Here is a 13,473-nt window from a genome sequence, read left to right as displayed (position 1 = left end):
TGGTTCAACCGATTCCGTCGATTGCCCGTCCGCTACGAGCGACGCAGCGACATCTACGAGGCCTTCACGAGCCTCGCGGCCAGCCTCATCACCCTCAACCAGATCAAACGGTTCTGTTAGGCGCTCTTATCTGCGGGTCGTCCTCGGCTTCATCGGCGTGACCAACCCGGAATTCGTCATCGCCGAGGGGATCGCCCTCGGTCCGGAGGCCCGCGAGAAGGCCCTCGCCGGGGCGCTCGACGCCGCCTCCGTTCTGGCTGCCGCCTGAAGGCCTAGCGCCGGCCGAACAGCCGCTCGATATCGTGGAGTTTCAGTTCCACGAAGGTCGGGCGGCCGTGGTTGCAGGTGCCGGCGAAGGGCGTCGCCTCCATCTCGCGCAGGAGCGCGTTCATCTCCTCGGGGCGCAGGCGCCGGCCGGCGCGGATCGAGCCATGGCAGCTCATGCGCGAGAGGATCGCGTCGAGGCGCCGCCCGAGGGGGCCGCCCTCGGTGCCGTCCGCACTCCCCTCCTCCAGTCCGCTCTCGTCGAGGGCGTCGAGGATGTCCTCCAGGAGATGGCGGGTGGACGAATCGGCCAGCGCCACCGGAACCTCGCGCACGAGGACGGCGCCGGTGCCGAAGGCCTCCAGAGTGAGGCCGAGACGGTCGAGGTCGGGGGCGGCCGCGATCAGACGCTCGGCGTCCTGGGGCGCCATCTCCACCACGTCGGGGATCAGGAGGCCCTGGCGGGCGATGCCGCCGGCGGCGCGCTCGCGCTTCAGACGCTCGTAGACGAGGCGCTCATGGGCCGCGTGCTGGTCGACGAGGACGATCCCGTCATGGGTCTGGGCGACGATGTAGGTCTCGTGGAGCTGCGCGCGGGCGGCCCCCAGGGGATGCTCGCTGTCGGGCGGTTCGATCTCCGGCTGGCGCAGGTCGGCGCCGGGTGGTGCGAGATCGCCGGAGAACAGCGCCTGCCCGGCTTCCTCGAACCCCGTCTCCGGCCGGCCGAACGCCACTTGCGGGGCCTCGAACAGGCCCCCGCGCTGACCGAAGGACGATGCCGGCGCGAGGCCGGCGGGCGCGCCGAACGAGGGCAGGCCGGGCGGGATCGCTGCCCTGCCCGACCAGGCGCCGCGTCCCGAATGCGCCGTCATCGCCGGCCGTAGCGACGGTGAAGCATGGCCCGGACGCAGGGCGTCCAGGGTCCGGGCCGCGCCGGTACTGGCGTTGCGCGCTCCGACCTGCCGCAGGGTCTCGTGGATGGCGCTGACGATGAGGGCGCGCACGAGGCCCGGCTCGCGGAAGCGCACCTCGGTCTTGGCGGGATGGACGTTCACGTCGACGAGGGCGGGGTCGCAGGTGATGGCGAGGCCGAGCACCGGATGACGGTCCGAACTCATCGTGTCGGCATAGGCCCCGCGCACGGCGCCCAGCAGCAGGCGGTCGCGCACCGGGCGGCCGTTGACCGTGAAATGGATCTGGTTGCCCGCGCCGCGATGGTAGCTCGGCAGGCCGATATGGCCGGACAGGGCGAAGCCCTCCCGCGCCATGTGGAGGGGGGCCGAGCTCGCGCCGAAATCCGGCCCCAGCACCGCCGTGAGCCGGCGCAAGGCCGCGTCGTCGCCGGTCTCGGCGGAAAAGACGAGGGGGCTGCCGCTCTCGGAGCGGAGGGCGAAGCGGATCCGGGGCTGCGCCACGGCGAGGCGCCGCAACCCATCGGCGATGGCCAGCGCCTCGGCGCGGTCGGATTTCAGGAATTTCAGCCGCGCCGGCGTCGCCGAGAACAGGTCCGTGACCTCGATCCGCGTGCCGCGCGGGCTCGGCGCGGGACGGACCTCGCCCTTGATGCCGGCATCCACCACCAGGGTCGATCCGCTCTCGGCCTCGGCCGTGCGGCTGGTGAGGGAGAGGCGGGCCACCGCCCCGATGGAGGGCAGCGCCTCGCCGCGAAAGCCGAGGGACTCGATGCGGCTCAGGTCGCCACCGGGAAGTTTCGAGGTGGCGTGGCGCTCCACCGCGAGGGCGAGATCGTCGGCGCTCATGCCGGCGCCGTCATCCACCACGCGGATCAGCCGGCGGCCCCCCGCCTCGATGGTCACCTCGATGCTGGTGGCGCCGGCATCGATGGCGTTCTCAACCAGTTCCTTCACGGCGGAGGCCGGGCGCTCCACCACCTCGCCCGCGGCGATGCGGTCCACGAGGATCGGGTCGAGGCGGCGGACGGGGCGGAGCACGGGCGGCATTCCCCCAAGCATAGGCGAGCGCGCCGCCGCCTCAAAGCGCCGCCGACGTCATCGCGGTGGGAAGGATGCGATCAACCGAAGGGAAAGGCGAGACCACGCCCCGCCTGGACCCAGGCCCCCGCGATGACACAGCAGAGGAGGCAGGCCGCCAGGGGCACGAGCACCCGTCGCCTCGGCAGGCCGAGGGCGATGAAGGAGGCGGCGGCGAACGGCACGATCTGTTCCCCGTGCATGCCGAGGAAATGGGCGATCCTCAGGTCGCCGCCCGCCCGGTTCCAGCCGAGCAGGGGCAGGCTCGCACCGGTCGGGCCGACCGCATGGCCATGGTTGGCGCTGAGGGCGATGCCGGTGGCGGCCCCGAGGATCACCGTCGTCGCGAGGCCGAGAATGACCGCCAGACGCAGGCTCGGCTCGAGGCCGGGACGTGGCCGGACCGCCACCGCGATGGCCAGGGGAATCTTGGCAGCGAGCAGGGTCAGGGCCATGAACCCCATCAGGGCGTAGAGGGCGGCGTGCAGCGGATCGCCGTCGTTGAAATGCGATGCCTCGGCCCGCGCCGCCTGCAGGGTGATGTAGGCGAGCTCGAACCCGCCGGCGACGACGAACAGGAACCGGCCGATCCGCAGCGAGCGCGAACGGCGCCGATCCGGCCGGACGTAGCCGGTGAACCAGGCGAAGGTCAGGGCGTAGACACCGACCGAAACGAAGAACTTCGCGGGCTTCGCCCAGACGAAGGCGCCATCGATGAGCCTCCCATCGACGAGGGGGAGTGCCAGGGTGACGGCGCCGGTCAGCAGGCAGGCGAGGCCGAAGGCGGTGAGGACGGGATCGTCCGCCCGAAGCCGGGCGAGTGCCGTGGGGCGGAGAGCGTCTCCGCCGAGGGTGAAGGCGATCATGGCCGGGTCTCCAGGCCGAGCCTGCCGGTGCTCAATCCGATGACGAGGGCGAGGAGGAGACCGGCCGGACCGACCAGGAAGGTGAGGACGAGGCAGGGCAGGAGCAACAAAGGCGAGATCCCCGCCCCGATCCCGGCGCGAGCGATCCAGGTGCCGACGAAGAGGTCGAAGGCGAGATAATGGATCCAGCCGGCGGTGAGCGCATGGTCGTCCGCGAACAGGGAACGGACCGCCTCGATGGAGTCGAAGCCGCCTTTCGCGCCGCCCGCCAACCCTGCCGCCAGGGCGCCGATATAGGCCACCGCCAGAAGCGCCGGCAGGACGAGGCCGGTGCCGATCCAAGTGGCCCTTCGGAGCCGGGGAGCGAACAGCGCGATGGCGAGGGCGACCCAGCCCAAGAGTGCGATCGTGCTGCAGAGGGAGAACAGGCTCGCTACGGGGATCACGTCTTGCCCATCCTTATCTTGACATCGTATAGATCGAGCATGAGTGAGCATCTTGACACTGTCAAGTCATCGAAGGGCGTTCCAGCCACGGAAGCCTCGGCCTACCATCACGGCGATCTGCGGTCCGCCCTGATCCGGGCGACGACGGCCATCCTGCGGGAGCGCGGGATCGACGGGTTTTCCCTCAGGGAGGCGGCGCGGCGGGCGGGCGTCTCGCCGGCGGCTCCGCAGCATCATTTCGGCGATGCTCGCGGGTTGCTCACCGCCGTGGCGACGGAGGGCTTTAGGATGCTGGGCGACGCGCTGGCCGCTGCCGATTCCGCCGCGACGGACCGAGACGGGCGCATTCGCGCGCAAGGCCGGGCCTATGTCGCCTTCGCCCTCGACCATCCTGCCGAGTTCGACACGATGTGGCGCTGTGCGCGGATCGATACGGGCGACGCGGCCTACGCGGCGGCGGCCGGTCGCGCCTTCGGGCTCCTGAAAGCGGCGGTGGCCGGAACCCCTTTCGAGGATGACGGGCTACCGGCGGCGTCCAATCATGCCGCCCCGGACCCGAGGGCCATCGCCTGCTGGTCCCTGGTCCATGGTCTCGCCCGGCTCGCCCTCGACGGTGCGCTGGGACCGGCCGAGGTGGCGCGTGGGGCCATCGACGGGATGCTGGAGCCTATCCTCGACTGCCTGACGGTGTGATGCCGGGACAGCGCGGCGCGACGCCAGCGCTCATCGCGAGACCATTGGCGGATCCGCTCCAGACTTCGCCGGGTAGGACCCGTCGTCAGGCGACCCCGGCCCGCAGCAGGTCGTGATAATGGACGAGGCCCACGGGGCGCTCGTTCTCGACGACGATCAGCGAGGTGATCTTCATCGATTCCTGGATTTCCAGGGCCTTGGCGAGAAGGGTCTCCGGGCTCACGGTGCGCGGCCGGACGCTCATCAGCGCCTCGACCACGAGGCTATCGAGATCGGCCCTGAACACGTTGCGGCGCAGGTCGCCGTCGGTGAGGATGCCGGCGAGGCGGCCGTCTTCTTCCACCACCACCACCGATCCGAAGCCCTTGGCGTCGATCTCGGCGATGGCGGCCCGCATGCCCGTGCTGCGCCGGACCACCGGCAGCTGGTCGCCCGCATGCATCACCTCGCGGACCTGCCGGAGAGAGGCCCCCAGGCGTCCGCCGGGATGGTAGATGCCGAATTCGCGGGCGGAGAAGCCGCGGGCCTCGAGCAGGGCGATGGCGAGGGCGTCGCCCAAAGCGAGTTGCATCGCCGTGGAGGTGGTGGGCGCGAGCCCGTTGGGACAGGCTTCGCGGGCCTTGGGCAGGGTCAGGCAGATATCGGCCTCACGCCCGAGGGTCGAGCCGGCATTCGCCGTGATGGCGATGAGGCCGACCCGATAGCGCCGCGCATAGCCGATGATGTTGGCGAGTTCCGTGGTCTCGCCCGACCAGGACAGGGCGACGACGACGTCCTCCGGCTGGATCATGCCGAGATCGCCATGGCTCGCCTCGGCCGGATGGACATACAGCGCCGGCGTGCCGGTGGAGGCCATGGTCGCCGCGATCTTGCGGCCGACATGGCCCGATTTGCCCATGCCGGTGAGGATGGCGCGGCCCTTGGCGGCGGAGATGCGGGCGACGGCGTCCGAGAAGGCGGTGCCGAGACCGTTGCCGATGGCCTCCATCAGGCAGCGCAGGCCCTCGCACTCGGTCTCGATGGTGCGCAGGGCCGAGGCGATGGCGGGCGCATGGCCGGCATCGGGGGGCGACATCCGCTTCTCCGCTGCAGCACCGCCCATGACAATCCTCGCCTTCGCCGGCGCGCGCGGCGCCATGACGTGCCGCCTATGCAAGGCGAATGTGGTCGGATGGGGGCTTGGGCGCGTGGGACGCCGCGCACCGGAATCGGCGGCGGGGCGGAGAAGAAGGTATCGGGGGCCGGCGGGAGGAGGCTCAGACCGGCGGATGGCCTGTAATACGCCGACGTTAAAATATTTCCAATGACAACAAGTGATCGTTAACCGTTCGGCTGGAATGTCAAATCCAAAGTAAAAGCTGATCGTCGCGATCCGCGGTCAGGAAGAGGTTTTCATGTCGATCCAGGCTCTCTCGATTCGTGCCAAGCTCATCACGGCATTCTCCCTGCTTACTTTGTTCGTTGTTGGCCTGGGAGTGCTTGGGATCGTCAGTACGCAGCGCATGCGCGAACAAGCTCTCGACATCGAAAACAACTGGCTCCCCAGTGTTCGTGTCCTCGGCGAGATCGATACTCTGACGGCCCGCAACAACGGCGTCATGCTGCGTCATACGCAGGAAACCGACCCCCAGAAGCTGGCGACCATCGAGGGCGACCTCGCGCGGTTCGGAAAGAGGATCGACGAGAAGAAGGCCGCCTACGAGCGGATGATCGCCTCTCCCGAAGAGCGCGAACTCTACGAGACGTTCACGCGCGAGGCCGCCAAATTCGCCGCGATCCGCCAGACCATCCTGGATATGTCCCGCAACGGGGAGAAGGCGCAGGCCTTCTCGTTCTACGAGACCAAGGGGATCACCATCCGCCGGGGCATGTCGGACGCCCTCGAGAAGCTGGTGAGCCTGAACAATGTCGGGGCGGATCAGGCGCAGGCGCGGAGCAAGTCGGTCTTCGAACAGGCCCGGACCCTGGGCATCGCCGCCATCGTCGTCGCGGTCCTCCTCTCCGTCCTGTCCGCCTTCCTGATCATCCGCGGCGTGACCCGAGGCATCGATTCCGTGGTGCAGCCGATGCAGGCCCTCGCCGCCGGCGACCTGTCGGTGACCATCCCGCACCAGAACGCCAGGACCGAGATCGGGCGCATCGCCGACGCCGTGCAGGTGTTCAAGGACGGATTGCACCGGATGAAGGCTCTGGAAGACGAGACCGTCCTGGTCCGTGCCGGCGCGGAAGCACAGCGCAAGGCCGCCATGCGGTCCATGGCCGACGGCTTCGAGTCCGCCGTCGGCGGGATCATCCAGACCGTGTCCAGTTCGGCGACGGAGTTGCAGGCCACCGCGCAGGGCATGGCCGGCACCGCGACGCAGACCGCCGCGCAATCCACCAGCGTCGCCGCCGCGGCGGAACAGGCCGCCTCGAACGTCACCACCGTGGCGGCGGCGGCCGAGGAACTCGGCTCGTCGGTGCAGGAAATCGGCCGTCAGGTCAGCGCCTCGGCCAGCCTGGCCCATGTCGCCGTCGAGGAAACCGCGCGGACCGCGCTGCTCGTGAAGGACCTGAACAGCGCCGTGGCGAAGATCGGCGACGTGGTGACGATGATCAGCGCCATCGCGGGCCAGACCAACCTCCTGGCCCTGAACGCGACCATCGAGGCGGCCCGTGCCGGCGAGTCGGGGCGCGGTTTCGCCGTCGTCGCCGCCGAGGTGAAGGAACTCGCCAACCAGACCGCCAGGGCGACCGAGGAGATCGGCGGCCATATCGCCTCGATCCAAGGCTCCACCGATCAGGCGGTCTCGGCGATCGGCGGCATCACCACCCGCATTCAGGAGATCAGCGCCGTCGCCACCACGATCGCCGCCGCGGTGGAGGAGCAGGGCGCCGCCACGCAGGAGATCGTCCGCAACGTGTCCCAGGCCGCCACCGGCACGGGAGAGGTCACGGTGAACATCGCGGGCGTGGCCGGTGCCGCCGAGGAGACCGGCGCTGCCGCCAGCCAGGTGCTCGGCGCGGCATCGGAGCTGTCGCGCCAGTCCGAACATCTCAACTCCGAGCTGGGCCGCTTCCTCGCCACGATCCGCGCGGCCTGACCGGGGTCGGGCTCCCGCGGAGGGAGCGCCGTCTCCCTCCGCGACAGGTCTGGTCGCCTCATGGGTTCGCCACGAGCGTCACGTGGCGATTGCCCTCCGGGTCGCCCATTCCGACTCGGAGGGCGACCGGCGCGGCGCCGGATGCCCCTAGGTCGACTGGCGAAATCCTCCCCCGGCGCGGTATGCCTTTCGGATGCAGCGCGTCATCGTCATGGGGCCGCCCGGAAGCGGGAAATCGACACTGGCGCGGCGTCTCGGCGCCGCGCATGACCTGCCCGTCTTCCATCTCGACCAGGCCTATTTTCGTCCCGGCTGGGAGCCCGCGCCGGCCACCGAGTTCCGTACCGAAGTCGAGCGCCTCGCGGCCCTCCCCCGCTGGATCATCGACGGGAACTACACGGACCTCATCGGGCCGCGCTTCGAGGCGGCGGATACCCTGGTCTATCTCGATCTCCCGGCCTGGCTGACGATGGCGCGCGTGATCCGGCGCTTGGCGGCGAGCTATGGCCGGGTCCGACCGGACGCGGCGTGGGGATGCCCGGAACGGCTCGACGCCGAGTTCCTGCGTTACGTGTGGACCTGGAACCGCTAGAGGCGAGCCCGGAACCTCGCCCTGATCGAGAGGTTTTCCGGCAAGGTCATCATCTTGGCGAGCCGGGTGGAGCAGCGGCGGTTCGGAGGTACGTGACCTTTCTCCGAACGGCGCTCGCGTGGTCGGGGGCGGCTGTCATCGCCGGCCTGCCCTCGCTAAGAGTGCCTCACAAAACTCCCGATCACGGTCGGTTCTTGCTCCAAGCAGGACAGCGCGGCGGGAGTTTTGTGAGAGACACTAAGCAGGTTCGCGTTGGCAAGCCGACGCTTCACCCTGCTTAGCTCTCTGATGGGTCGCAGGTTTTTATCGCAGAGCCGGCGGCCACCTCTGCGAAACCTGCTTAGTGTCCCGGCCGTTCTCGTAGGAACCCCTGCCCGCCCATGCCATCACCACGCACCGCCGCGAAGCACGCCGAACTCGGCCCCGATTTCTACGACGTCGTCGCCGCCGCCGACTTCCCGAAGACGATCCTACGCTACCGGAACCGGCCCTGGTCGGCGCGGGTGGGGCTCGACGACCTTTCCGACGAATCGTGGGTGGCGCATTTCGGCCGGTTCCAGCCCCTCGCCGGCAGCCTGCCCCAGCCTTTGGCGCTGCGCTATCACGGCCACCAGTTCCGCTCTTACAACGCCGATCTCGGCGATGGGCGCGGCTTCCTGTTCGCCCAACTTCACGACCTCGCTGACGGTCGCCTCCTCGATCTCGCCACCAAGGGCAGCGGCACCACGCCGTGGTCGCGCACGGCCGATGGCCGCCTCACCCTGAAGGGAGGCATGCGCGAGATCCTCGCCACCTCCATGCTCGAGGCCCTGGGCGTCGACACCTCGAAAACCTTCAGCCTCATCGAGACCGGCGAGGAACTGGAGCGGGGCGACGAGCCCTCCCCCACCCGGTCCAGCGTTCTGGTGCGCCTCAGCCATTCCCATATCCGCATCGGCAGCTTCCAGCGCCTGCTGGCGCTGGACGAGCCGCACAACATCGAGAAGCTCCTCGATCATGCGGTGCGGACCTATCTGCCGGAGGCCTGGCGCGACGAGACCGCGCCCCGTGCCGTCGCCTTCCTGGAGGAGGTCTGCCGCCGGGTCGCCCGCACGGGGGCCCAGTGGATGGCGGCGGGCTTCGTCCACGGGGTGCTCAACACCGACAACATCAACATCACGGGCGAAAGCTTCGATTACGGTCCGTGGCGCTTCACGCCGACCAGCGACCCGGGCTTCACCGCCGCCTATTTCGACGTCCATGGCCTCTACAGTTTCGGCCGCCAGCCCGAGGCCCTGTTCTGGAATCTCAGCCGGCTCGCCGAATGCCTGATGCCGCTCGCCGACCGCGACGCCCTCGAAGGCGCCCTCAAAGTCTTCGGATCGAGCCTTCAGGATGCCTTCGCCGAGGCTCTCCTCGCCCGGCTGGGCTTGGCAAAGCCGGCGGACGAGACGGATTTGCACCGGTTCGTCGCCGCCTTCTGGGGCTTCCTGGCGAAGAGCCGGGCGCCGTTCGAGCAGACCTTCTTCGACTGGTACGGTGGTCTCCTCAGCGCCTACCGTGCGGCGGCGAGCCCTTCCTCCGCCTTCTACGAGCGCGAGGATTTCGCCGCCGTCAGAACCAGCCTCGCATCCTTGTCCCCGGTGGAGACCCTCCGCCTCGACCACCCGTATTTCGCCGGCACCACGCCCTGCACGATGCTGATCGAGGAGGTCGAGAGCCTGTGGGACCCCATCGCCGAGCGGGACGATTGGTCGGCCCTCCATGCCAAGCTCGAGGCGATCGCCCAGATGGCGGAGGCCTACGGCACGGCGCCGTCAGCGATCGCCTGAGACGGCGCCCTGTTTCGGACACAAGGCTGCGTTGTTCTGGGGAACGGCGGCGGGCGACGTCCGCCTGGACGGCACGATGACGGACATTCGGATCACGGCAGGCACCTTCGGCGAGGGCGTGGCCACCTACGAGAACGGCGTGTTCCGTTTTCCCAACGGCGAGGCCCGCGGCGTGGAGGATCTCACCGATCTCGGGCTCGCGCCCGAGTCGACGCCGGAGGCGCATTGGAGCGGTGACATCGTGCGCGGTCTCCAGGGTGCGCTGGCCACCTCGACAAAGGCCTTACCGTCGCCCTTCGGCTTTGCTGCGTCCTTCGTGGGACTCGGGCTCGACGTGCTCGAATCCTCGGCCAATACCGCCGCGACCCTGCCGATCACGTTCAGCGACGGCGCCAGCGCGACGATGGCCGCCGACGGCGCCGTGGCGGCTCTGATCCGGCGCGACCGCGAGGTGGTCCGCCTCGCGCTCGAGCGGGTGGCCCCCGCCCCGGCGGTCCAACCGGCACCGGCACCGGAGCCGATCGTCTCAACACAGAATCCGAGCGATCCGACCCTGACCTCGATGTTCCAGTACGAGAAGCGCAAGGGACGCCTGCGCCGCGTCGTCACCGAGACGACGCCTCAGGAGACGTGAGCGGACGCCACGGATCTCCCGCGCCCTGAAGGTGCACGTCTCCCGCGCGGGGGCGGGGGAATGGCGTGCCTCAACCGTCGATGACGCTCACATGCGCGGCCACGACCTTCCAGCCATCGGGAAAACGGATCCAGGTCTGGCTCTGCCGGCCCACCTTGCCGGGCGATCCGTCGCGGCGGAAGAGGGTCATCGCCACGGCCGTATCCCGCCCATAGGCCGTGATCACCGTATCGGACAGGGTCCGCCCCAGCCCGGCCGGTGAGCGGGCGCGGCGGAAGGCACGGATCGCATCCATGCCGTAGAGGTTCTCAGCCCCGCCGTAGCGGATGGTGCGGGGATCGTCGTGGAACAGGGCTTCCAGCGTCGCCACGTCGTTGCCGGTGAGCGCCGCCTCATAGGCCGCGAAGGCGGCCTCGACCTCGGCGATTACGTCTGGCGCATCGATCTCCATCGGCTCGCTCACAGGATCGCATGCGGCGCGGAGACGACGCCGTTTCGTTCGAGATGCCGCGCGACCCGCAGCGCCAGATCCTCGCGCCACGGGGCGGCGATGACCTGGACGCCGAGGGGCAGGCCGTCGTCGAGCCGTACCGGCACCGCCACCACGGGCAGGCCGATGAACGAGATCGGCTGGGTGAAGACGCCGATATTCGCCCGCACCGGCAGCGTCACCCCGTCGAGCTCGAAGGTGACCTGACCCGATCTCGGAGCCCGGCACGGGGTCGAGGGGGCCAGGATGATATCGACCTCGCGGAAGAGGTCGAGCATCGCCGCCCGGTACCAGCGGCGGAAACGCTGCGCGCGCTCGACGAAGGGGGCCGGGATCATCGCCCCCGCGATCAGCCGGTCACGCACGGCCGGGTCGAAATCGGCGGCGCGGGTCCGCAGCCGGTCGAGATGGAGTGCGGCGCCCTCGGCGGCGGTGATGAGGTATGCGGCGGCCCGCGCCCGCGCGGCTTCGGGGATCTCCACCCGGCGCTTGGAGCCGAGGGATGCGGCGAGGGTTTCCACCGCCATGAAGGCCTCGTTGTCACCGCCGCGCGCGAAGTATCCGCCCGCCATGGCGATCCGCAGGTCGCCGATGCCGTCATCGAGGCTCGGCATGGCGGGATCGGGGGCACGGGTGGTCGCCACCGGGTCGTCCGGATCGGGGCCCTGCATGGCATCGTAGGACAAGGCGAGGTCGGTGACGCTGCGCGCCATCGGCCCGAGATGATCGAGGCTGCCGACGAAGGGGAAGCTCCCCGCCCGCGTCAGCCTTCCATAGGTGGGCTTGAGGCCGAAGCAGCCGCAGAAGGCGGACGGGACGCGGATCGAGCCGTTGGTGTCCGAGCCGAGGGCCAGGGGGACGAGGCCCGCGCCGATGGCGCCCCCCGAGCCCCCGGACGAGCCGCCCGACATGCGCCCGAGGTCGTGCGGATTGCGGGTCGCGCCGTCATGGACGTTCTCCCCGGTGAAATCATAGGCATACTCGCCCATGTTGAGGCCGCCCACGAGGATGGCCCCGGCGGCTTCGAGCCGTCGCACCAGGGCGCCGTCCCGTTCGGCAGGGGCGAGATCGCGGTTGATCTTCGAGCCCGCCCGCGTCGGCAGGTCCGCGATGTCGATGAGGTTCTTCACCGCGAAGGGCACGCCCGCCAGCGGCCCCAACGCCTGCCCACGGGCTCGCGCCGCATCGACGGCATCGGCTCTCGTCAGAGCGCGTTCGGGCAGCACGTCGGTGAAGGCATTGACCGCCGTGTCCACCCGCGCGATGCGCGCCAGCACGGCCTCGACCACCAGGCGGGCGCTGATCGCCCCATCCCTGACGGACCCGGCGATGTCGGCCGCGTGCATCGTGCTCGGATCGGTCATACCGCCGCTCACGCCGCGAAGACCGGAGCCGGCTCCGCCTCGTCTGGCAGGCGAAACCCCGCGACGAGGCCGGCGGCGCCCTGAAGCACGGTGAGGTTCGCGCCCACCGCCGCGACCCAAGCGGGATCGAGGGGAATGCCGAGGAGGGCGGAGGCGGCGTCGATATAGGCATCGAGCCCACCCGATGCGGGCTCGGTCTTCGGCATCTCGGCCATGGCTTCCTCCTCAAACCCCGATCCGGCGGAACCGTCGCATCCCGGGGAGCAAGGGTCGGGCCGGACTATGTGACGATCTCACGGAAGCCCCCTGTGCGTCATGGCCGTCTTTAGGCGGTTGAGCGTCTTTCCCCATCCGCCGTCCTGAGATCGTGAGAGCGGGCAAAACGGGTCAGTCGGACCCGACGGCATCCGATCCTCACCATCGTTCCGGATGACGTCGAACTCTGCCCTTGCCTTATATGCAAAAAGCATCTAACTAAGATGCATCGCGCATATAAGGTTCGCCCCGTGACCGAAACCGAATTCCTGGCCGAGTACGATCCCGCCGCCTACGAGCGCCCTGCCCTCGCCATCGATCTCGTCCTGCTGGGCCTGCGCGAGGGCCGCCCGGCGGCGCTGCTGCTGAAACGCGAACAGCATCCGCATGCCGGTCGCTGGGCGCTGCCCGGCGGTTTCGTGGGGATCGACCAGACCCTCGATGCCGCCGCGCTGCATGTCCTGCATGAGAAGGCGGGGATAACCGGGGTGCATCTGGAGCAGCTCTACACGTTCGGCGCGCTCGCCCGCGATCCGCGCATGCGGATCGTCAGCGTGGCCTATCTCGCCCTCCTGCCGGAGGCGGCCCTCGCCGAGGCTTTGGAGCGCGCACCCTCCCTCGTGGCGGCCGGGATCGAGGTGCCCTGGTCGGGCGAGGCGGGCGGAGACGTGGTGGCACTGTCGCCCAAGGGTGAGGTTCTGCCCCTCGCCTTCGACCATGCCGACATCCTGGCGATGGCCATGCTGCGTCTGCGCGGAAAGCTCGATTATTCGGATGTGGGCTTTGCCCTCCTGCCCAAGCATTTCACCCTGCGACAGCTGCAGGACGTGCACGAGGCGGTTCTCGGCACCACGCTCAACAAGCCGGCCTTCCGACGCCGGATGCTCGACCGGGGCTGGCTGGCGCCGACCGGATCGCGCGAGGCCGGAACGTCGTTCCGCCCCGCCGAACTCTACCGATTTCAACCGTCCCGCTGACCCGACA

At 69.5% G+C, this 13,473-nt stretch carries 13 protein-coding genes and 2 pseudogenes; 8 read left to right on the top strand and 7 right to left on the bottom strand.

The window, feature by feature from the left end:
- Both FV220_RS02845 and FV220_RS02840 read left to right on the top strand, forming a co-directional pair.
- Window positions 1-120 (top strand): annotated as a pseudogene (locus tag FV220_RS02845) (IS5/IS1182 family transposase); the annotation flags it as partial.
- A gap of 4 nt (window positions 121-124) precedes the next feature.
- Window positions 125-268: pseudogene (locus FV220_RS02840) on the top strand (FMN-dependent NADH-azoreductase); the annotation flags it as partial.
- A gap of 4 nt (window positions 269-272) precedes the next feature.
- Here FV220_RS02840 and mutL read toward each other — a convergent pair.
- The 3 genes from mutL to FV220_RS02825 all read right to left on the bottom strand — a co-directional run bounded on the left by mutL (window position 273) and on the right by FV220_RS02825 (window position 3,567).
- Window positions 273-2,225: a DNA mismatch repair endonuclease MutL gene (gene mutL / locus FV220_RS02835; protein ID WP_147829538.1), complete on the bottom strand. Its 1,953-nt coding sequence runs from the start codon at window positions 2,223-2,225 to the stop codon at window positions 273-275.
- A gap of 71 nt (window positions 2,226-2,296) precedes the next feature.
- Entirely contained in the window at window positions 2,297-3,121 is an 825-nt protein-coding gene (locus FV220_RS02830) for a hypothetical protein (RefSeq protein ID WP_147829536.1), read from the bottom strand.
- Window positions 3,118-3,567: an abscisic acid-deficient protein Aba4 family protein gene (locus FV220_RS02825; RefSeq protein ID WP_147829534.1), complete on the bottom strand. Its 450-nt coding sequence runs from the start codon at window positions 3,565-3,567 to the stop codon at window positions 3,118-3,120. Before FV220_RS02825 ends, FV220_RS02830 begins: the two co-directional genes overlap by 4 nt.
- Before the next feature lie 39 nt (window positions 3,568-3,606).
- On the opposite strand from FV220_RS02825, the gene FV220_RS02820 reads away from it, so the two are divergent.
- Window positions 3,607-4,260 (top strand): TetR/AcrR family transcriptional regulator, encoded by a 654-nt coding sequence (locus FV220_RS02820; RefSeq protein WP_147829531.1) that lies wholly within the window; start codon window positions 3,607-3,609, stop codon window positions 4,258-4,260.
- An 85-nt stretch (window positions 4,261-4,345) separates the two neighbouring features.
- Here the strand turns inward: FV220_RS02820 and FV220_RS02815 are convergent, their stop codons facing one another.
- Window positions 4,346-5,362, bottom strand: coding sequence for a KpsF/GutQ family sugar-phosphate isomerase (locus tag FV220_RS02815; protein ID WP_147829529.1), 1,017 nt, complete (start codon window positions 5,360-5,362; stop codon window positions 4,346-4,348).
- Window positions 5,363-5,654: 292 nt separating this feature from the next.
- Between FV220_RS02815 and FV220_RS02810 the strand changes: the two genes are divergently transcribed.
- The 4 genes from FV220_RS02810 to FV220_RS02795 all read left to right on the top strand — a co-directional run bounded on the left by FV220_RS02810 (window position 5,655) and on the right by FV220_RS02795 (window position 10,380).
- Window positions 5,655-7,343 (top strand): methyl-accepting chemotaxis protein, encoded by a 1,689-nt coding sequence (locus FV220_RS02810; RefSeq protein ID WP_147829527.1) that lies wholly within the window; start codon window positions 5,655-5,657, stop codon window positions 7,341-7,343.
- 193 nt (window positions 7,344-7,536) lie between these two features.
- Window positions 7,537-7,935 (top strand): hypothetical protein, encoded by a 399-nt coding sequence (locus FV220_RS02805; RefSeq protein ID WP_238253940.1) that lies wholly within the window; start codon window positions 7,537-7,539, stop codon window positions 7,933-7,935.
- 380 nt (window positions 7,936-8,315) lie between these two features.
- Window positions 8,316-9,746, top strand: a complete 1,431-nt coding sequence (locus FV220_RS02800; protein ID WP_147829525.1) for a protein adenylyltransferase SelO — start codon at window positions 8,316-8,318, stop codon at window positions 9,744-9,746.
- A gap of 76 nt (window positions 9,747-9,822) precedes the next feature.
- Entirely contained in the window at window positions 9,823-10,380 is a 558-nt protein-coding gene (locus FV220_RS02795) for a hypothetical protein (protein ID WP_147829523.1), read from the top strand.
- A 70-nt stretch (window positions 10,381-10,450) separates the two neighbouring features.
- Here the strand turns inward: FV220_RS02795 and hpxZ are convergent, their stop codons facing one another.
- The 3 genes from hpxZ to FV220_RS02780 are packed head-to-tail and all read right to left on the bottom strand — an operon-like array spanning window position 10,451 to window position 12,449.
- The gene (gene hpxZ, locus FV220_RS02790; protein ID WP_056149061.1) at window positions 10,451-10,831 is read right to left on the bottom strand and encodes an oxalurate catabolism protein HpxZ; all 381 of its coding nucleotides are present in this window, start codon (window positions 10,829-10,831) and stop codon (window positions 10,451-10,453) included.
- Window positions 10,832-10,839: 8 nt separating this feature from the next.
- Window positions 10,840-12,234, bottom strand: a complete 1,395-nt coding sequence (locus tag FV220_RS02785; protein WP_147829521.1) for an AtzE family amidohydrolase — start codon at window positions 12,232-12,234, stop codon at window positions 10,840-10,842.
- Between the two features lie 8 nt (window positions 12,235-12,242).
- Window positions 12,243-12,449 (bottom strand): DUF4089 domain-containing protein, encoded by a 207-nt coding sequence (locus FV220_RS02780; protein ID WP_082473291.1) that lies wholly within the window; start codon window positions 12,447-12,449, stop codon window positions 12,243-12,245.
- Between the two features lie 291 nt (window positions 12,450-12,740).
- Here FV220_RS02780 and FV220_RS02775 point away from each other — a divergent pair, with 291 nt between their 5' ends.
- Entirely contained in the window at window positions 12,741-13,466 is a 726-nt protein-coding gene (locus tag FV220_RS02775) for an NUDIX domain-containing protein (RefSeq protein WP_147829519.1), read from the top strand.
- The last annotated feature ends 7 nt before the right edge of the window (window positions 13,467-13,473 follow it).

The organism is Methylobacterium sp. WL19 (assembly GCF_008040005.1).
GTDB classification, from domain to species: Bacteria; Pseudomonadota; Alphaproteobacteria; order Rhizobiales; family Beijerinckiaceae; genus Methylobacterium; species Methylobacterium bullatum.
Note: the sequence above shows the minus strand (reverse complement) of the source record. Positions and strands in the feature narration are given on the sequence as shown.

Coding starts and splice junctions, on each gene's coding strand:
- mutL (WP_147829538.1), bottom strand. CDS start 2,225: ATGCCGCCCGTGCTCCGCCCCGTCCGCCGCCTCGACCCGATCCTCGTG.
- FV220_RS02805 (WP_238253940.1), top strand. CDS start 7,537: ATGCAGCGCGTCATCGTCATGGGGCCGCCCGGAAGCGGGAAATCGACA.
- FV220_RS02795 (WP_147829523.1), top strand. CDS start 9,823: ATGACGGACATTCGGATCACGGCAGGCACCTTCGGCGAGGGCGTGGCC.
- FV220_RS02785 (WP_147829521.1), bottom strand. CDS start 12,234: ATGACCGATCCGAGCACGATGCACGCGGCCGACATCGCCGGGTCCGTC.
- FV220_RS02800 (WP_147829525.1), top strand. CDS start 8,316: ATGCCATCACCACGCACCGCCGCGAAGCACGCCGAACTCGGCCCCGAT.
- FV220_RS02780 (WP_082473291.1), bottom strand. CDS start 12,449: ATGGCCGAGATGCCGAAGACCGAGCCCGCATCGGGTGGGCTCGATGCC.
- FV220_RS02815 (WP_147829529.1), bottom strand. CDS start 5,362: ATGGGCGGTGCTGCAGCGGAGAAGCGGATGTCGCCCCCCGATGCCGGC.
- FV220_RS02810 (WP_147829527.1), top strand. CDS start 5,655: ATGTCGATCCAGGCTCTCTCGATTCGTGCCAAGCTCATCACGGCATTC.
- FV220_RS02820 (WP_147829531.1), top strand. CDS start 3,607: ATGAGTGAGCATCTTGACACTGTCAAGTCATCGAAGGGCGTTCCAGCC.
- hpxZ (WP_056149061.1), bottom strand. CDS start 10,831: ATGGAGATCGATGCGCCAGACGTAATCGCCGAGGTCGAGGCCGCCTTC.
- FV220_RS02830 (WP_147829536.1), bottom strand. CDS start 3,121: ATGATCGCCTTCACCCTCGGCGGAGACGCTCTCCGCCCCACGGCACTC.